Annotated in this window: 18 protein-coding genes and 1 tRNA gene; 9 read left to right on the forward strand and 10 right to left on the reverse strand. The window is 50.2% G+C overall.

The window, feature by feature from the left end; genetic code table 11:
• Positions 1-60: 60 nt before the first annotated feature.
• The 7 genes from AB8615_RS01655 (at position 61) to AB8615_RS01685 (ending at position 8293) form a co-directional block, all read left to right on the forward strand.
• Positions 61-1314, forward strand: a complete 1254-nt coding sequence (locus tag AB8615_RS01655) for an acyltransferase family protein (RefSeq protein ID WP_418152546.1) — start codon at positions 61-63, stop codon at positions 1312-1314.
• A gap of 151 nt (positions 1315-1465) precedes the next feature.
• On the forward strand, positions 1466-2530 hold the full coding sequence (gene gmd, locus AB8615_RS01660; protein WP_409433215.1) for a GDP-mannose 4,6-dehydratase: 1065 nt from the start codon (positions 1466-1468) through the stop codon (positions 2528-2530).
• A gap of 33 nt (positions 2531-2563) precedes the next feature.
• Positions 2564-3682: a DegT/DnrJ/EryC1/StrS family aminotransferase gene (locus AB8615_RS01665; protein WP_409433216.1), complete on the forward strand. Its 1119-nt coding sequence runs from the start codon at positions 2564-2566 to the stop codon at positions 3680-3682.
• A gap of 14 nt (positions 3683-3696) precedes the next feature.
• Complete coding sequence (locus tag AB8615_RS01670; protein ID WP_418152547.1) at positions 3697-5556, forward strand: hypothetical protein; 1860 nt, start codon at positions 3697-3699, stop codon at positions 5554-5556.
• Positions 5557-5565: 9 nt separating this feature from the next.
• Positions 5566-6735 carry a hypothetical protein gene (locus AB8615_RS01675; protein WP_409433218.1) on the forward strand — a complete coding sequence of 390 codons (1170 nt, stop codon included), beginning with the start codon at positions 5566-5568 and terminating at the stop codon, positions 6733-6735.
• Positions 6736-6744: 9 nt separating this feature from the next.
• On the forward strand, positions 6745-7545 hold the full coding sequence (locus AB8615_RS01680) for an ABC transporter permease (RefSeq protein ID WP_409433219.1): 801 nt from the start codon (positions 6745-6747) through the stop codon (positions 7543-7545).
• Between the two features lie 4 nt (positions 7546-7549).
• On the forward strand, positions 7550-8293 hold the full coding sequence (locus tag AB8615_RS01685) for an ABC transporter ATP-binding protein (protein WP_409433220.1): 744 nt from the start codon (positions 7550-7552) through the stop codon (positions 8291-8293).
• Positions 8294-8310: 17 nt separating this feature from the next.
• Here the strand turns inward: AB8615_RS01685 and AB8615_RS01690 are convergent, their stop codons facing one another.
• From AB8615_RS01690 to AB8615_RS01710, 5 genes are all read right to left on the reverse strand, one after another.
• Positions 8311-8934 (reverse strand): acetyltransferase, encoded by a 624-nt coding sequence (locus AB8615_RS01690; protein ID WP_409433221.1) that lies wholly within the window; start codon positions 8932-8934, stop codon positions 8311-8313.
• A gap of 3 nt (positions 8935-8937) precedes the next feature.
• Positions 8938-10245, reverse strand: a complete 1308-nt coding sequence (locus tag AB8615_RS01695; protein WP_418152548.1) for an ANL family adenylate-forming protein — start codon at positions 10243-10245, stop codon at positions 8938-8940.
• Entirely contained in the window at positions 10245-10937 is a 693-nt protein-coding gene (locus AB8615_RS01700) for an SDR family NAD(P)-dependent oxidoreductase (RefSeq protein ID WP_418152549.1), read from the reverse strand. The genes AB8615_RS01695 and AB8615_RS01700 overlap by 1 nt, the downstream gene beginning before the upstream one ends.
• A 51-nt stretch (positions 10938-10988) precedes the next feature.
• Positions 10989-11291, reverse strand: coding sequence for a hypothetical protein (locus AB8615_RS01705; RefSeq protein WP_409433224.1), 303 nt, complete (start codon positions 11289-11291; stop codon positions 10989-10991).
• A gap of 135 nt (positions 11292-11426) precedes the next feature.
• Positions 11427-12452, reverse strand: a complete 1026-nt coding sequence (locus AB8615_RS01710) for a DUF2793 domain-containing protein (RefSeq protein ID WP_409433225.1) — start codon at positions 12450-12452, stop codon at positions 11427-11429.
• A gap of 138 nt (positions 12453-12590) precedes the next feature.
• On the opposite strand from AB8615_RS01710, the gene AB8615_RS01715 reads away from it, so the two are divergent.
• On the forward strand, positions 12591-13766 hold the full coding sequence (locus tag AB8615_RS01715; protein WP_409433226.1) for a glycosyltransferase: 1176 nt from the start codon (positions 12591-12593) through the stop codon (positions 13764-13766).
• Here the strand turns inward: AB8615_RS01715 and AB8615_RS01720 are convergent.
• From AB8615_RS01720 to AB8615_RS01735, 4 genes are all read right to left on the reverse strand, one after another.
• Positions 13763-14701, reverse strand: coding sequence for a GDP-L-fucose synthase family protein (locus AB8615_RS01720; protein WP_409433227.1), 939 nt, complete (start codon positions 14699-14701; stop codon positions 13763-13765). The genes AB8615_RS01715 and AB8615_RS01720 overlap by 4 nt on opposite strands.
• Positions 14702-14724: 23 nt before the next feature.
• Positions 14725-14801, reverse strand: a tRNA-Arg gene (locus AB8615_RS01725).
• A 67-nt stretch (positions 14802-14868) separates the two neighbouring features.
• Positions 14869-16269, reverse strand: a complete 1401-nt coding sequence (locus tag AB8615_RS01730) for an AGE family epimerase/isomerase (RefSeq protein ID WP_418152550.1) — start codon at positions 16267-16269, stop codon at positions 14869-14871.
• Positions 16184-17107, reverse strand: coding sequence for a mannose-1-phosphate guanylyltransferase (locus AB8615_RS01735; RefSeq protein ID WP_418152551.1), 924 nt, complete (start codon positions 17105-17107; stop codon positions 16184-16186). Before AB8615_RS01735 ends, AB8615_RS01730 begins: the two co-directional genes overlap by 86 nt.
• A 106-nt stretch (positions 17108-17213) precedes the next feature.
• Here AB8615_RS01735 and AB8615_RS01740 point away from each other — a divergent pair, with 106 nt between their 5' ends.
• Positions 17214-18200, forward strand: coding sequence for a TraB/GumN family protein (locus tag AB8615_RS01740; RefSeq protein WP_409433229.1), 987 nt, complete (start codon positions 17214-17216; stop codon positions 18198-18200).
• Between the two features lie 2 nt (positions 18201-18202).
• Here the strand turns inward: AB8615_RS01740 and AB8615_RS01745 are convergent, their stop codons facing one another.
• The gene (locus AB8615_RS01745; RefSeq protein ID WP_409433230.1) at positions 18203-19324 is read right to left on the reverse strand and encodes a DegT/DnrJ/EryC1/StrS family aminotransferase; all 1122 of its coding nucleotides are present in this window, start codon (positions 19322-19324) and stop codon (positions 18203-18205) included.
• Positions 19325-19394: the final 70 nt, after the last annotated feature.

The raw sequence follows: 19394 nt of genomic DNA on the forward strand, positions 1-19394 counted from the left end.
CTTTTGCGTGGTTCAACTTATGCCGCTTGAACACACCGCCCTCCCAGCCTAAGACGCATCATGGGACAGACAAAAATTCAATGGCTAAACAATCTGCGTGGACTAGCGGCTTTGCTTGTCGTTTTGCACCATTGGGGCACACTATTTAAAAAGGCGGAGGTGCAAGGATCAACTTACAAGATTGCGCCAGACTTTATGTTTGACCCGGCGATTAGCGGTAATTTTGTGCAATCATTTTATACCCTGATCGAGTGGATCAAGCCTTACACTTTCATTTTCGATATTGAACTTGGCGCAGCGGGTGTGTTGCTGTTTTTTCTAATTAGTGGCTTCGTGATTTCTATATCGGTGGAGCGTTACCATGCGGGGGAATTTCTTGTCTCGCGCGTTTTTCGTCTCTTGCCAACGCTGGCATTTGCCTTGCTCTTGATCCTTGGAATCAGACTTGCCCTAATCCCAACGGGCTTTATTGAGACAGTCGGATTTGGCGTGAAAGATTTTGTCACGAACCTATTCCTTATCAAAGATTTCACCTGGTCGCCCTCAATAGAAAACGCTATTTGGACACTCTTGGTAGAAGTTAAATTTTACGCCTTGATGGCGGGGCTTGCCTATTTCAAGCGGGATAAACTGACGCCTGGCCTTATCATGCAGGCTGCTCTGGCGATGTTAGTGCTAGGAACGGTTTTTGCGGCGGCCAATATGGGAAATATCTTTCCGTCACTATTCGAGCGCGCCGTTGCGCAGGATGCTTTCTATCTATTCTCATTTGGCAAAGCCATTTCAGACAGTGCTGGCTTTATTGTCTTCATGTTGTGTGGCGTCATTGCCTATTTCTACGCTGTGGGTCGCGTCAAACTGGGGCAATATATTATTTTAAGCAGTGTGCTGCTGTGCTTTTATGTGATCTTGATGCTGTGCCGCCAATACGGGTTCGAGCAATACTATTATGTCCCTGCGGGCACCAAGATTTTGATCATTTTTACAGCCCTCAACATCTTCTTCGTGCGAAGTCTAAACCGCAGATCAGGCGACGCTGCGTTGACCGAAAGCGCAAGGCGACGGTCACGGTTTAACATAGTCGGGTTCTTCGCCGATATTTCCTATCCGCTATACCTGATCCACGCCACATTTGGGATGACGCTGATCCTGTATTGTCAGCATATTTTCAACAATCCGAACATCGCATTTGCCGTCGCCATTCCGATTATTTTTGGCCTCTCTTGGATATGTCATAAATTTATTGAGCGGCCTTTGGCGAAAAAAGGCAAGATTTTTGCGAAACGTCTTACATCAAATTTAGCGGTGGATTAACATCAAGGTCGGGCAAGTTTTGAGGCTGTTTTTATGTCCATCTGCTATGGCTTTGCATGAGTTATTGACCTAGGTTAAAACCTTGGTTAATGGGCTGCAGGTTATTAGGCGCCGCTATGTTCGGCGCCTTGTTGTTTAAAGGGACATCCTTATGAAAAAGGCACTTATCACCGGCGTTACGGGACAAGACGGCGCGTATCTTTCACGGTTTTTGCTGGAAAAAGGCTATGAAGTTCACGGCATCCGCCGCCGCGTGTCGACATTCAATACACAACGCGTTGATGGCATCCTCAAAGATCCGCACGAAAAGGACGCTCGCTTCTTCCTCCATTATGGTGATCTGCTCGATAGCTCCAGCCTCAACAATATCGTCAATGAAGTGAAGCCTGATGAGGTCTATAACCTCGGCGCACAAAGCCATGTTGGCGTGTCATTTGTGCAGCCAGAATATACAGCGAATGTTGACGGTCTGGGCACACTGCGTATGCTCGAAGCTTTGCGCATGAACGGTCTGGAGAAGACGGCTAAATTCTACCAAGCGTCGACGTCAGAGCTTTATGGTTTGGTGCAGGAAACGCCGCAGAAAGAAACGACGCCGTTCTACCCGCGCTCTCCCTATGCAGTGGCGAAAATGTTCGCTTATTGGATCGTTGTGAACTACCGCGAATCCTACGACATGTTTGCGTGTAACGGCATCCTGTTTAACCACGAAAGTCCAATGCGCGGTGAGACATTCGTGACACGTAAAATCACGCGGGCTTTGGCGCGGATCAAAGCGGGTCTGCAAGACAAGCTATATCTGGGCAATATGGACGCCTTGCGCGATTGGGGCCACGCCAAAGATTACGTGGAAATGCAGTGGTTGATGCTGCAGCAAGAAAAGCCAGTGGATTATGTGATTGCAACGGGACGCCAATATAGCGTCCGCTATTTCGTCGAACATGCTGCGAGAGCGCTCGATATGGAAATCACGTTCAAAGGCTCTGGCATTGATGAAGTTGGCATTGATCAAAACGGCCGCGAGATCGTTTGCGTTGATCCCGCCTATTTCCGCCCCGCCGAAGTTGAAACGCTTCTGGGTGATCCGACAAAGGCGCAGAAAGAACTGGGATGGACTCCGAAAATTACCTTGGCAGAAATGATCACAGAAATGGCCAAGAGCGATTATGAAGACGCGCTTAATGACCAAGCTGTGCTTGATCGTAAGCGCAAGTAAGTCCTGCGGATTTAATTCTCCTTCGAGGTTTCCATGTCTAATCGAATTCCCGTCTACACGCCTAACCTAACGCCCGCAGAAACCGCGAAAGTTATGGACTGCATGGAGACGGGCTGGATTTCTTCGCGCGGCAAATATGTCGAGGAGTTCGAGCAAAAATTCTGTGATTACACAGGGGTTGCACACGCGACGACGGTGTCCAATGGCACGGTCGCGCTGCACCTGGCTTTGCTCGCGCTGGACATTCAGCCAGGCGACGAAATCATTGTGCCGACTTTTACCTATGTCGCCTCTGTCAACGCCATTCGCTATATGGGCGCTGTGCCAGTTTTCGCAGAATCAGAGCTGGATTATTGGCAGTTGGATGTCGCCGATGTCGAGCATCGCATCACGCCAAAGACCAAGGCGATTATGGCTGTCCACCTCTATGGTCATCCCACAGACATGACAGCCCTCAATGCAGTTGCCAAAGCGCATAACCTCTATGTCGTCGAAGATGCGGCAGAAGCGTTCGGCGCCTATCATAAGGGTGAGCATGTCGGTAAATTCGGCGATGTTGCGACCTTTAGTTTCTTCGCCAATAAAACCATCACCACGGGTGAGGGCGGCATGGTCACGACCCAAAACGAAGACCTGTATAAAGAGATGGCTTTGCTCAAGACGCATTACGTGTCCAGCACGAAGCAGTATTGGCACGACAAGGTCGGCTATAATTATCGCATGACGAACATCTGCGCTGCCATTGGTGTGTCCCAAATCTCTCGCGCAGACGATATCATTGCGCGCAAGAAACACGTCGCCATGCGATACCGCGAATTGCTGGCTGATTGCCCTGTCGTGTTTCAAGGTATTCGTGACGACGCCGTGCACTCGCATTGGATGGTCTCACTGCGAGTCGAAGAGGGCTATAGCCGTGACGCGTTCAGGGACTTCTTGGCCGACCACGACATTGAAACGCGCCCTGCATTTTTTGAAGTCCACACCATGCCGATGTATCAGGAGTTCCATCTGAATAATGAGCGCTTCCCAGTGGCGGAGCAACTCAGTGCACAGGGCCTAAATCTGCCGAGCTATCCTGACCTGACGGAAGAAGACCTTGTGCGGATTAGCGACGTCGCCCACCAATTTTTCAAGTCGCGTAAAAAAGCTTAGGACGCAAACTTGCCATGACCAAACCTATTAATATTGGCATTTGGTTGCCGCTCGGTGCGGGCGCACATTGGCGGGGCGAGGGAATTGCGCGGACGATTGAATTTATCATCAATGGCAACCGCAAAGCAGGCGATCTTGGCACGCATGTGCAATACACATTCTTCACCTCGCGATACCTAGAGGGGGAGATTAAAAGCAGTCTGCGGGAAACGATTGGCGATGATGTGAATTACATCAATTTCGTCACAATCAAAACGGCAGATCATCGTGCCTTAGAAATCATCAATGCTGTCTTCTCCCTTTTTGGGTTGATCAGTTTTCGGCGCGGTGACCCCAAACCGTTTAAGCTGCAAAAACTGGAAAAAATTAATTCGGAATCTAAGATCGCAAAATTTTATCGCCAAGGCAAAGCTTATAAGGCATCAAAATTTTTGGGGCTAATGGACGTTATTCAAGTCGATCTACCAGACTATGAATTTCCGAAAAAGAAACGCTTTCGGGAGAAAATCGCCGCTCTTTTCCAAACATCCCGCACGGATGCTGAGCCGGCGCAAGCGAATACTCGCCCTTTTGAAACTTACCGCTTTGAGGAGCGTATCGGCATTAAATACACCATGCCGGGGGTTTATATTTTCCTCCAAATCATGAAGTTTTTCGACAAAATTCCAGTCCTTCGTTATTTTTCTCGTAAGTCTCGCGGGGCCTATTTGCGTTTATCACAGAGCAGCACAAACCGTTCTATGATGAAACTTGCTATGCATAATGCAGAAAAAGCGGGCATTGATGTGTGGTGGGTTGTTAACCCGAATGTCTACGGGGCTGAATTTCTGCCAGGCTCGCGCGTCACGAACTTCTGGGATTTCGTCGTTGGGGAGTATGGCTATTACTGGTCGAAAGAGGCTGTGCAGAATATTTACGCGCGGATCAAACTTGTCTGTCATGCGAGCGATCAGATCATCACGCAATCTTATCACAATCGTGAATTAAAAGCGGCGCCTGTGCTGAACCTGCCGACGGACAAGGTCAATATTGTCTACCTGTCATACCCAGATCATTATCCCGACTACGTACCGAGCTTTGGCAAGACGGGTGTACGCACGCCAGAAAGCCGCAAAGAAGCGGCAGATATCATTCGGCACTTTGTGTCTTGGCGGCAGTATAAAAACTTTGGAGACCGCGGTAAAACTTACCATAAGCAGGGCTTTATGATGGAGCGCCTTCAGACCTTTGAGTATGAAAATAAAGTCTACGCGATCGTTTCGACGCAGGATCGTCCGTATAAAAATCTGACCTTTATTGTCGATGCATTTTTCGATGCTGTGAATAAAAAGGGTCTCGATGCCTATTTGTTCCTGACCAGCGATGTGGACCTTTCGGACAAAAAAAGCTCGCTGACGAAGGTTTTGATGAAGCAACGGTCAATGCACCGAATTTTCTCGCTCCCGCGTGTGCCAAATAATGTCCATGCAGCCCTTTATCATTGTGCCTCATTGACTATTCATCCGTCGTTCTCTGAGGGCGGTGTTGGGTCCTACCCCTTCTTGGAAGGTATGATCATGGGCTGCCCAGGCCTCGTTGGTGTTGGTGATTATAGTCAAGAAGGGCAACGCCTGCACCCTAACTACGATAGCTTGATGATTTCACCGTATTATAAAAAAGATGCGCGCAATAAGATTGTTCAAGCTTTGAGTGAGCCAGAGGAAACTTATCGTAAGCAAAAGGAGATATTTGACATACAATCCCGTTGGCAATGGCAAGACGTAGCGACATCTTATCTCGAAGTTTTCAAAAAAGCCGCAGGACGATCAGGAGAACTGCCTGTCTTGCTGCAAGACCCAAAGAAAGACGTTTTCTTTGAATTTCCAGAGTCGTAAGCTAACGACATGCAAGATGATCTGTTTTTCATACACGTTCCGAAGTGCCAAGGCACGACCCTGAGTGGTATGATCGCAGCGTCGCATACAGCCGCAGCGTCCGTGACGTCAGAGCAAGTTGATCTGTTTACTATCCTATTTTCACCTGCGACTGACATTGCGCGATATAAATATATTGGCGGGCATTATCCAAATTGGTTTCATCAAGCGAAATTTCCGAATAAACATCGCATGATCGTGGTACGTGATCCTTTAAAGCGATTTAAATCCATCATGAAACACGGACATAGAGATGCCGCTTTTCAAGGACATTTAACGGAATTATGGAAGACAGATAAACCTTTGAACGTATTCAAAGATAAGAATAAATTAGCGCTTTGGCTAAAGGGCGCGTCGGTTGCTAGTTATTGTGCATCGGCGGCTTTGCCGACATTTGCTTCGGTTGAAGCGTTTTATGAAAATACGATGGCACAAATTGATCAATTCGAGCATTTAATTTCTGATTTAGATTTCGATGACTATTTTCTGAATATAGCCTTTCAATTAAATATGCCGCCGCTTGAGAACGTTCCCAACATACGATCTTCAAAAATTTATGCTGAAGAGGCAATTCCGAAGTTTAAAGGCTTAGACGCGGCCACTTTGAAGAAATATATTCCAGGCGAATACGAGTTATATGATCGCGTTGTGGCAGCGAGCTCGAAGTCAAAACCTACACGTCCGAATTACGAGCAATGGCAGAAGAAATATAATCAGTATTGGCGCACAAAAACGCGGAGTGATTATATCTGCTTCACCCCCGACATGGCATTTAAAGGGTATGGCTGGTACCCACGCAGAAACCTGTCATTGGAGAGTGAAGGTATTCATTTCAAATTTGGTCTTCAATTTGACCAATCTGGCGCTTTTTTGGACTTGCCACTCGATACAAATATGAAAACGATTAGGGGTATGATCTATTGCGTAGATCCCATAATCAAAGAAGGTTTCAAAGTTATGATCAATGGCGTGACTGCGGCCGTGACGTGGCCTATTTCGTCCATAGGAAGCGTGCATTCATTTTCGGTCCAACTGTCTCGCGAGCTTTTGGGTGATCTATACACGCGAGTTGAGTTGAGTTATGAGGACGCCACGACAGTCACTGCGGACGTCTTCCTTTTAGAGCTATTGGCTCATTAGATTTATATCGTGTCCATAATCAATTCATATCGCGACGGATTCGCCAACATGGCGAGTTTTGTAAAAGACTGGCGAATTATTCATTTGCTAGGCTTTAACGGGTTGCGCCGGCGTTACGCGCGCTCGAAGATAGGACAGTTCTGGATTACAATTAACTTGGGCATCGTTGTGTTAGCTTTGGGGCTGTTGTGGTCACAATTATGGCGTCTACCCATCACCGAATTTGTGCCTCACGTTGCGGCATCAAGTGTCATCTTTACGTATATTTCTGGAACGCTCATGGCGGCCCGAGTAAATTTACAGTCGCATGCCAGCTACTTTATCAATAACAGATTATCGCACAGTGTGTCAGTCACAGGGATGATGTATGAGCAGGGCATAACCCTTCTGCACAATTTAATTATAATCTTGCTGTGTAGTCTTTTCTTTCAAATAAAACCAACAATTTACATATTGACAGTGCCCTTCAGCCTCTTAGTGATCACGGCGATTTTATATATGCTGTCTTATATTATTGCTTACGTCTGCGTTCGTTACCGAGATATGATTGAAGTCATCGGGAGTATTCTGCAGGTCACCTATTTTGTAACTCCCATCATGTGGACGTCTGACCTGTTGCCAGATCACCTAGAGCCCTATTTATTTCTCAATCCCGTGGCCGCGATGATCGAAATTGTGACTGACCCAATTTTGGGCAAAGACATTGACCCGAAGGCTTTTTACATGGTTGGCGGATTGTTTATTGTTCTATTGATTATAACGCCATTAGTCGTGGCGAGAAATCGCAAGCGCGCGATTTATTGGATGTAGTTAAATGTCCTCGATTTCTCTCAAAAATGTATCTGTATCCTTCCCAATTTATACGGGCACAACACGTTCATTGCGCCAAGAAATATTGTCTACGCTGGGCGGAAAAATTTCAGCACACGCGAAGACGACCTATGTCGATGCCTTGCATGATATTACAATGGAAATAGAGCAGGGTGATCGCCTAGGAATTATCGGTCACAATGGTGCGGGGAAGACAACACTCCTGCGCGTCCTGTCCGGAATTTATCCGCCGTCTAGTGGCGAGATTAAAATTGATGGTGAGGTCACGACGTTAACAGATGTATCTCTGGGCATGGACGTTGAAGCCACGGGTTGGCAGAATATTATCTTTCGGTCTGTTATGATGGGTAAGACCTATAAGGAAGCCCGAGAGCTGTCTCCGGCGATCGCAGAGTTTAGCGAATTAGGTGAGTTTCTAGACTTGCCTGTGCGGACATACTCAACGGGTATGTTTATGCGGCTGGCCTTCGCGATTTCGACGGCGTTCACGCCAGATATTCTGGTTTTGGACGAATTAATCGGCGCGGGCGATGCGGCGTTTCAGACGAAGTCTTTGGCACGCCTACAGGGTTTATTGGACGAATCAAACATCATCGTGATTTCCTCACATAATCTAGGAATCATTAAATCCCATTGCACGAAGGCGCTCTATCTAGGTAAAGGATCTGTCATAGCGATGGGAGGTGTCGAAGAGGTTTTGGAACAACACCGCGTCGATAACGCTTAGGACAAACGCGGAGTGAATTAAAACGTCTGCGTCCGCCGGGCGGGATTGCCACTGACCGTTTTCTCGTCTTTAATCCGAGAGATAACGACCGCACCTGCATTGATCTGCACATCTTTGCCAATTTTTATATTGTCAATAATCGCAGCTGACAGCCCGACAAAACTCCGCGCGCCAATCGTGCTGCGCCCGCCAATTTGCACACCGGGTGAAATTGTGACGAAGTCAGCCATCGTGGTTTCGTGGCCGATTCCAACTTGGTAATTAATGGTGCAGCCCACGCCAATTTTGGTTTGTGCCCCGACCACAACGCCCGGGCAAATAACTGTGCCATCGCCAATCTCGCTCGCCCGCACGGTGGCAGTGGGATGAATGATGGTCTTGAAACGTGCACCCTCAGCGGTCAATTGCGGGAGTAGGCTAGCTTTGACTGCGGGCTTAGCGATCGCGTTTACAATGAAGTCAGCTGCCGCGAAATCAAAGCCTCTATCCGAGAGAACGGGCAGGCCGCTGGAATGGGGGGCAGGGTCAGCCTCGCCCGAAAGAAAGCCGCCAAATTCGCGCGCCGCCGCATCGCCTAAGGCATCGCAAGACCAATCATATACTTCCAGTGAGAACGGCCCATCACCCAAAATATACCACATGGGTTAGCCCATCTTTTTAAAGCGGTGATTGACCCCAACTTCGCCAATCCGAATTTTTTGCGGGAGAAAAGCGCTCGGCAATTTATCCCGCATCCATATTTTCAGGTCTTTGCGAGAGGTCTCAGACCCTTCTACTAGCTGACACGTCAGCTCTGCATGCATGCCTGTGATGGGATTAGGGCGGCCTTTGGCGTGGGCGAACATCACATCTGGATGTTGCAAAGCTGCATTTTCAATGACTTCTGGCAGCACTTTTTCGCCGCCAATATTGATCCATTCCGTTGTTCGACCGACGACACGAATTGATCCGTCATCGCGTTGCTCAACAATATCTTTGGAATCATACCAGCCTTCATCGTCAAATGGCGATTCGGCATTGAGGTATCCAATCATCTTGTTCTGAGCGCGAATTTTCAAAACACCGTCGACAATCTTTGTTTCAATCCCTTCGCCGCCAACATGCATCCAGAGGCTATCGCGGGCCACAGATTTCACACGCATAATACCAAGCTCCGACATGCCAAAGGTCTGACGGAAATCAACATTGGGTAGAGCTTTTGTAATGCGTTTGAGGCTGGATTCGTCCATGCGCTCTGTGCCGTATGTGATAAGTTTGAGGCTCGGCAACTCCATCTCTTCAATAGAGCCGTCCAGCAACATCATGCGCAAGAATGTCGGCGTTGTCGGGAGGACTTCAACGTCAAAATCAATGATGTCTTGCAAGATATTTGTCACCGTACGGCCTGAGGGCATGATCACAACGCCTTTGTTAAACAGCGTGTGGAACATCGTATTCACACCACCAATGTGATCAAACAACAGGAAATTTAGCATCCGGAATGTTTTGCGGGGCGTTCTGAAACGAACCAAAAACTTGTCGAAATCATGCAAGATAGCTTTAGGTAATCCAGTTATACCGGACGAAAACAGAACCAAGCCAGCATGCCCCAAATCGCGTAATTCATTCAGCATAGGATGATCAGCATGGCTTTCACGTAGGCGGGTCATAGTGCCGTCTTCGCGAACAACGACGTCGACCATGGCAGCCTCGAAAAAGTATTCGTGCTGGGGTTTCGTCGCCTCTGTCAGCGGCACATAGATCGCTTTATTGGAAATAATGGTGAGCATCCGCCGAATGGAGGGCGCGTCAAATTCACCGATCAGCGCGACGACATCTCCGGCCTTGACGAAATCATCGACAGCTTCATCCGTGATTAAAACTTCGCTTGGGCGCAGAGAGGAGGTGCGAGATATTAAGCAAGGCGAGTCGCTGTCCTCATAACGGGCTTGTAATTCTTCGATTAAAGACACTATGCGCCTCCCACATTAAAAACTTGTCCGCTGAGCATATGGCTTGATTCGCTCAGCAGCATACGGGTGAGGTCGACAATATCGTCTTTCGTAAATTGCTTGGGGATGATCTGCTGATCAATTATGCGCTGGATTGAAGCGGCGGGCACTTTGGCGATCAAGTCGGTCTCAATCGGCTCGGGGGCGATAACATTCACGGTGGTATTGAAGTCCGCCATTTCGCGCGCAAAGCTTTTCGAGAAGCCTTCGACGCCCGCTTTGGACGCAATATAAATAGACTCGCCTTTCAGAGAGATTGGCACAGCGATGGTCGAGAAATTGATAATTCGACCGCCCTTGTTGCGAACAAAGCGTTTGGCAAGAAAAGCGTTTACATTGATTGTGCCGATAAGGTTTGTGCGAATAATGCGCTCAATCGTCTCTGGCGGTGTTGAAATTGCGAGATTCATGGACGCAATGCCAGCCGCATTGACCAAGCCGTATAGCGATTTCATCTTGCCCACGCTTTTGAGGTTGTCTTTGACGGATTGATATTCGCCAATATCACAGGCAATCGCCTCAATTCCATCAGGGGCTTTGCCGCTTCGGGAGGCCCCAATCACGTGGTAACCATCTGCCTGGAGTGCTGAACAAATACTGGCGCCGAGGCCTCGCGATGACCCGGTCACCAAAATTGTTTTATCCGCCTTCATGACAATATCCTTCAGTCTTAGATTTGCCGTATGAGGGCAAGGAGAGCCTGACTAAGCGTCTTCTGACACAAGGGTTAGGAGGTGATCAGCCAGCGTTTCTGGAGAGCGGAAAATACTCCGCGCCGCAGAGAGTGTGGCATCACTTTGCCAAGCAAATTCGACGTCCAGCGTATCTTCAGCATATTCTTCAATTTCGAGCATCAGTTCGACTAGGCTATGGGAGTCGATGATGGCATCTTTGCCGACCAAAACACTGTCTTTAGTGACGGTAATATCACCTGACCCCTCGGCCCGATCCTCAATGATTTCTTGAACAAAACCGATGATTTTTGTGACTAAAACTTGCTTATCCATGACGCCGAAACACCTTAAATTAATGTGGGAGATCCGCTCCCGAAAGAGCTACCGCATTTATAGGCCCAGACATACAGTGTCAAAACAAAACTTCAACACTGCCTAGCGGGTCAGCCCATGAATTGGCAGGAAAATCTATGCAATTTTGACCAGAGAGAAATGACTGAATGTGTCGATCCAAGAATTGGAGGGCAGGTTGTTGGAGGTCAGTTCAATCTGATCACCCGCTTGGAAACTCTGGGTGTAGACAATGTGATTGGCGTGCTGCTGCCCAGCAAAACTATTACCATTATTTTGCGCAATATATACCGTCACCCCGTTGATGACCAAAAACCAGTAATGCACAGCACTGATGACCTGCACCAACTGACTGGCTGAAAACATGTAAACGCCGTCATCAGGAATAATCAGGGACGTCTTTGCCATATTGGTCATGGCGTTGATCATGCCGCCTTGAGGGGCAAAGGTCTGCCGCGCCGGGCTTTCAACTTGCTGGCCGAGCGTGCCGTAGATCACGGGTTGTTTGGGGTGAGAGACCGCGCCAGACGTCTGGTCGATGACAAGGCTATCCATGAAATCCGTGCCGTCCGCACTGACCCGAACCGTCAGATCATTTGTCCCTGTTAGCCCGAATTCTGCGTGACCATTAAAGCCAGACTGAAAAAGTAGCGATGCTGTATCGGAAGCGATATTTTTATTGATCTTCAGGCGGTGGTCATCGCCGTCATGGCTAAGCAATGTTGCCTCGCTGGCAACGCTGAGACGGTTCGTCGGGTCGCTGGCTGCGTTTACACCAAGCTGAGTCAAGGATGTCAGGGAGCTCTGCGAGGAGACGGGAGTCCAGCCGTCTGCGCCCGTCCAAACTACGAGCAAATCTTCGTCTTCCACCCAACCGACCCAACCCAGCTTGGGCCTGTGATATATCATGGCTGCGCCGTCTTTTTGCGCAATATCACCAGCTTCCCCGATGGGAGAATTTGCCGGAACAATCTGTCGATCCCCGTCACTCATGCTGTCAACGTCAACCTCTGCCGTGCGAGACCGCAGGCTTAACTGTGTGATGGCGTCGAGTTTAAAAATAGCTTCATTATGGGTAACGTGTTTTTGCGCTTGAGCGGGGGCGATCATGGGGAGATCGAGATGAGGTGTTTTCAAATCCATGGGGTGACCTTTCATATATGGGGAGGCGTATCTTAGAAGACCGTTCAAAGGCGTGGATTAATTTGCGCAATGGTTGTATCTATTTAAATGAATCACGGCTTGAGCGGTCATTTGTGCTAAGCCTCAATCGGAGTCCGCTTGACTATTCTTCAGCCCATAAAGTCCCGTGTGAAACGCGCCTTGGTCAAAGGGTCTTTGCGCGGGTGGGAGGCTGGCGATCAGTCGCTCGGTGGGCCTGTTACGGTCGTCGGTTTTTTCTCTGCCAGCAGCGGAATAGGCGAGGGCGCGCGGCGGCTTTATGCAAGTTTGAAAGCGGCTGGCCTTGAGGTTTATGCTTATGACGTTGCGGGGTTCATTGATCCCGCCATGTCAAAAATAGCCTTCAAGAGCGATGCAGACCCAGGGCGCGGGCCATTGATACTTCATGTCAATCCGCCTGAAATCGGCGCTGTTCTTGCCCATTTCAAACCGAAAAATTTAGACAAGCGTTACCGCATTGGCTGCTGGGTTTGGGAGTTAGAAACACCGCCCGATAGCTGGAAAAGCTATATGCCTTACTGCCATGAATTATGGGCGCCCAGCCAGTTTTCGGCCAATGCGATTGCAAGATTTGGCAGACCTTGCATCAATGTAGGCTACGGCTTCGATGCGGTGCCCTTGGCGACTGTGCAAAGCCCATCGGCCGAACTAAAATGCCTTATTGTGGCGGATGCATTGTCGTCGTGGGAGCGGAAAAATCCAGTGGGCGGCGTGGATGCTTTCCTTAAAGCGTTCGGCCCAAATGACAATGTGTCTCTGACGGTGAAGTTATCAAATGTGTCTGCGGCGTCAGATAATTGGAAAGCGATACAGGCACGCGCTGCTGGCTCATCACAGATACATTTTCTGACCGACACGATGACACGCGCCCAAATGAACGAGGTATTAGATGCCCATTCTGTCGTGATAAATCTACACCGATCAGAAGGCTACGGCCTCCCCATTGCGGAAGCTCTATTGCGCGGCAAAGATAGCGTGTTCACCGCGTGGTCATCGCCCGAAGAATTTACGCATCTTAACGGTGCACATGGCATAGGATTTAATTTCTGCGATACGAATGACAGCGCAGGCCACTATAAAGGTGGGCGCTGGGCAGAACCAAATTTGGACGAGGCTGTGGCAGTCCTTCGGGACATCTACAAAACTTGGAACACGAGTTCTCAAGACGCCTGGGACAGACGGCGGGAGACAATCGCACAATCAGCCCATAATTTTTTTAGCTACGCCGCCTTCGCTTCCCGCAATCAAGCGATCATCAACGATTTGCAAGATTAATCCAGCGTTGCGAGATAATTGTTGTAGGCGCGCTTTAACCCCTCCGTCAGCGGCATTTTCGGCGCCCAACCCAACCCTCGGAGTTTACGGCTATCCATCAATTTGCGCGGGGTACCATCAGGCTTGGTTCGGTCAAATTCAATGCGCCCGCGATAGCCCACTGCCTCGCATACGGCATGCGCTAGTTCCGAAATCGACGTCTCTATGCCTGAGCCAACATTGATAATATCGGGCGAAGAATAATGTGTCAGGATATGCACCAGCGCATCTGCGGCATCATCAGAATCTAGAAACTCTCGCAAAGGCGTGCCTGTGCCCCATATCGTGAGCGCCTCTGCCCCCTCGACTTTCGCCTGATGCGCCCGCCTGATTAACGCAGGAATGACGTGGCTATTTTCAGGGTGATAATTATCGCCACGTCCATATAAATTACACGGCATGGCCGAATTAAAATCGCAGCCATATTGCTCGCGATATGTTTGACACAAATGAATTCCCGCAATTTTAGACACTGCATAAGCGGAGTTCGTCGGTTCCAATGGCCCCGTCAGAAGCGCGCTCTCGGGAATAGGTTGCGGCGCTAATTTTGGATAAATACACGACGACCCCAGATAGAGCAGCTTCTCCGTTTCCATCTCATACGCGCTGTGAATCACGTTCGCGGCAATCATCAAATTGTCATAGAGAAACTGCGCAGGATACGTCGAATTTGCATGGATACCGCCAACCCGTGCCGCCGCAATAATAATCGCGTCAGGTTTATGCCGCTGCATCCAAGCCTGCGTGGCCGTCTGATCCTTGAGATCCAACTCCCGCGATGTGGGAGTCAAGATCGCCTTCACAGGCTCCGCACCCAGCCGCGCCACCAAAGCCTGCCCCACCATGCCCGAAGCGCCAGCGACCCAGATCGTTTTATCTTTAAGGGAATAAGTCATAAGCCTCACTAACAGGCAAAAATTGGCGCACCCGACAGGATTCGAACCTGTGACCTCTGCCTTCGGAGGGCAGCGCTCTATCCAGCTGAGCTACGGGTGCTTCCGTAGGCGGCGTCTTAGCCTGTGATAGAACGCGGTGCAATGCCTTTGCGCTTCAATCATCAGGCCTAGATTGCGCCTATCATGCCGATGATGTGGTAGAGCGTGGAGGCGGGGGCGTTGGGGCTGATGTCTTGGCCCGCGTGGTCGAGTTTATCGCGCCACATACCGCGCGTAAGATCGTCACCTTCCAGATACATCATGCGGATTGTTTGCAAATGTTGCAGGGCTTTCTCAATATCCGCACGGCTGCCATATGTGAGGTTGAGGCGTACATATTCAGTTTGTGGCCACATGCGGGAGGTTGGCTCAGCGAGGCTTTCGCCATTGGGGTGACATTGATCGACGACCAAACCAGTCTGTTGGTTCCAGCCATATTTATCCGCAAAAGCGACCATGGCTTCGGTCAGGGGTGTCGTCTTACCCGTGATGCTGTGATAGGAATTCAGTAGAAAGGCCCACTCATATAAATGCCCAGGCTCGACGAGCGCCAAGGCTTCGGTGCTATCATTGAGCGATAAATCATCGTGGAAATATTCGCGTAGCAGTCCGTCACGGTAGAAATGATTGCTAAACAGATCAACGATCTCGTCCGCCAGATCTGCAAACGGCTCCGAGCCATGCAGATCGGTCCATGCGAGAGCGGCTTCGAGCAGGTGCATATGCGGATTGGCGCGGCGGGTTTCAAACGCGGGCAGGCCCTCCAAATAGCCTTTGTCGGAATGTTTCAGCGCGGATTGCAAATAGCCCAATGTTTGCTCCGCCTCTTGTTTTAGCGCTTCGTCGCCCGTGACTTTATAGGCCCAAGCGAGCGCCATAAGGACAAATGCATGGTCATAGGTATCGCTATTATCCTTGGCCCAACTGCCATCTGGTTTGTAGATATGTCCAAACCCACCATCCGCTTTGCGGCCTGTTTTTAGTAAATGAGCAAGTGGCTTTTTCAGCGCCTCGACCCCCTCTGCCCAGTCAAGTTGATCTGCGGCGAAGGCGAATGAGTAGACTTGCCGTGCATGCACGCGCAGTCGCACATTTAAATCTGTGAGGGGGTTTCCGTCATAATCACAGGCTTCAAAACTACCGCCCGTATCAGGCGATAATGCGGTGATGCTCCAATGCGGCAGGACTGTTTGGGTCAACCATTCGCGATACCAACGTCTCTGCGCGGCTCTGTCGTAACGGTGCGTGAGCGTGTGCTGGCACACGGGGGAGGTCGCTTCGACGCGCTGGGCTTCGACTAATTGGGTATGAAGGTTTTTGACGTATTGCGACTGCTCACGCGGGCAGATCATAATGGCATCAGGGGTTTCGGAAATAATTAAATCACTGAGGCCTGCCACACTGACGAGACGGGACTGGCTGGAGATCAAACAGTTGGTCGTGTCATGGGTAATGACGTCGCCGTGGAGGACATTGCCGTGGACATTTTTCTCGCCAATCTCGTAGAGCGCGGCTCCAGCTGCCGACATCGCTCCAGTCGAATTCACCGCGCACGAGGGCGGCCTTCTGCGTGTGTTCCATGACGGCGAAGTCAATCGAGTCGCTGGGGCAGTTAGTGAAGTGAGTGCGGTCAAGATGTCGAATATCTGTGCCTTCAAAATCTTCACTGTCAGCCTTGTCAAACGCTGCACACGCCTCGGTCGCAATCGCCTCATTGAACTGTGTCAGTTCCCCGAGATACGTCTTGGGCGAAAAGACAAACATACCAGAATTCCAAGCATAATCTCCCGCGGCGAGATAAGACTTCGCTGTTTCTAGGTCAGGCTTTTCGACGAATTTATCGACAGGAAAAACACCATCTGAAATCGCAGACGCCGCATTGTATTTAATATAACCAAATCCAGTTTCAGGATGGGTCGGGGACATGCCGAATGTCACGATATGTCCTGCTTGCGCAGCATTGGCAGCCAGACGTATCGCGGCGAGAAATGTGGGGTGATCTGAAATATAGTGATCCGCGGGGAGCAAGAGGACGATGCCGCTGGGATCCAGGTCTTGCACCAGCTTTGCAGCTGCGGCGGCGGCTGGCGCTGTATTACGTCCAAAGGGCTCTGTCAGGATATGGCTAGCGGGGGTGCCAGCGCCTTTTAATTGCGTGGCAATGTCTTTGGCATAGCTCGCATTGCTGATGATGATGGGTGCAGCAATATCGACGCCGACTGGGGTGCGCAGGGCCGTTTCAACAATCAAAGATTGCTTTGAAATTAAGGGCTGCAGCTGTTTGGGCGCATTGGTGCGCGAGACAGGCCAAAGCCGTGTGCCAGAGCCGCCAGACAAAATGCAGGGATAAATTGTTAATTTGGCCAAAGTGATAAATCCTTCGCAATGATGCTGTGCGCAATAACTCACGGGCGATTATGACGCAATGATCATTCCAGTTGAATTTCTGCCCCAGATTGTTCAGAGGGCAAGGATGAAATTTTTATCTATGTGTCTATTCGCAGCGGTCAGCCTGATTTCGACGGGGTGTGATAATATCGCCCCGACAGGTGATGCTGTCAGTGAAAAGGTCGCTGACGCACGCGCGCGCAATGACGGTCCTGCGATCTGGTTGGTCGAAGACTATGATAGCAAGCTCTATATCTTCGGCACGGTTCATTTGCTGCCAGATACTTTGGACTGGCAGCGCGAAGATATGCGGCAGGCTTTCGCGGAGGCTGGCACCGTCTTTTTTGAGGTCGATACGGGCGAAGAAGGACAGATACAGGCGGCAGTGCTGACGACCTCGCTCGGCATGAGGTCAGATGGATTGCGACTGTCCGATAGTCTGGATAATTATCAGCTGAAATTGCTCGACGCGGCTGCCAATAATGGCAATCTGACGGTTGCCTCTTTGGATAGTATGAAGCCGTGGCTGGCCTCCGAATTTCTGACCTTTGCAGCTGCGACCAATGCAGGGCTATTGCCCGATTTGTCCGCTGATGAAGCGCTGAAATCACGCGCAGCGCGGAGCGGGAAAAACGTGATCTACCTAGAAACAATGGAAGACCAAATCCGCTCAAGTGCGGAACTGCCCGAATTTGTGCAACTCTCTATGCTGACTGAGACGATGGAGAAATTTAACACGCTGGGCATTGATATGGTCAATATCGCCAATGCATGGGCGGTGGGGCGCACGGATGTGTTGACGCAGCGATTGGTGCAGCCAATGCGGGAGCGGGCGCCCGAAGTGTTCAACGCGCTTCTACGCGACCGCAACCGCGCTTGGTCCAGCCAGCTAACACGGTTCATGGAAGATAGCGGGACAGGCTTTGTCGCCGTTGGCACAGCGCATTTGTTGGGCGAGGAGAGCTTGCTCGAAGAAATGCGGGAGGCGGGCTATACTGTGTCGCGCTATTATGCGTTTCAAGGCGATGATGTGATTGAGCCGATCAACCCGACGATTGAGCGCGCGGAATAAATTTACGCCGCTGCAACCGCTGCGTTGATAATCATGTCTTGGGTCGCTTCGTCCAGATAGGCGTGCATGGGCAGGCTGATAATGTGCGTCATGCAATCTTCCGTATTGGGCAAGTCACCGCCAATCCCCGCATAGTCCAGATAAGCCGTTTGCATATGGATCGGGCGGGGATAGTAGCGCGCGGTGGGGACACCTTTTTCGCGTAACTGATCGCCGAAACTGGTCGGGTCTTTGACTTCAATCGTGAACTGCGCCCATGTGGAAATGACGCCGTCCATCACGGCTGGCACACGCTCAACATGATCCCGAAGTCCGTCGATATAGCGGGTCGCGATATGATTGCGGGCGTCTATTTCATCCGCAAATATCTCTAATTTCGGCAGCAAGATCGCTGCTTGCAAACTGTCGAGGCGCGAATTGATACCGACATTGACATTGTCGTATTTATCCACGCCTTTGCCGTGAATTCGTAGGCTATCCATTTTAAGGGCGAGCGCGTCATCATCGGTCAGCACAGCGCCGCCGTCGCCGTAACACCCCAAAGGCTTGGCAGGGAAAAAACTGGTCGTCGTGACGTCTGCCCAATGCAGCGGGTGGTGGCCGTTCAGGGACGTGCCAAACCCTTGCGCGGAGTCCGCGATCAATTTGAGACCCTCGGCTTTAGCGATCTTAGCAATCGCGGGATAGTCTGCTGACTGCCCGAACAGATCAACGGAAATGATCGCTTTAGGCGTGAGTTTTCCGTCCGCTTTCACACGGTCAATCGCGGCCTGTAAATGAGCGGGCGACATGTTGTAGGTCTCGCGATCTATATCGATAAACACAGGCGTCGCTCGGCGCAGGGCGACGACTTCCGCCGTCGCGCAATAGGTGAAGCTGGGGCAAAAGACTGCGTCGCCCGGCCCAATATCCCACGCCATGAGCGCGAGCAAAATCGCGTCCGTGCCATTGGCGCAGCCTAGCGCATGTTTGGCTTTGCCAAAGGTCGCGAGCTTCTCTTCAAACTCGCGCACTTCTGGACCCATAACATAAAAGCCATGGTCGAGTACGCGGGCAATCCCCGTGTCAATCTGTGCTTTGATGCGGGCTTGTTGGGCGTGAAGGTCGATAAAATTGATAAACATAGGACTTGCTAACAGTTGCACCCTTCAGAGTAACGCAAAAGCTGCAGGTCACGTGCTAACAATTTGTGTC

Origin of the sequence: Litorimonas sp. RW-G-Af-16, from assembly GCF_048319245.1 — a bacterium.
Classification (GTDB): Bacteria; Pseudomonadota; Alphaproteobacteria; order Caulobacterales; family Maricaulaceae; genus Litorimonas.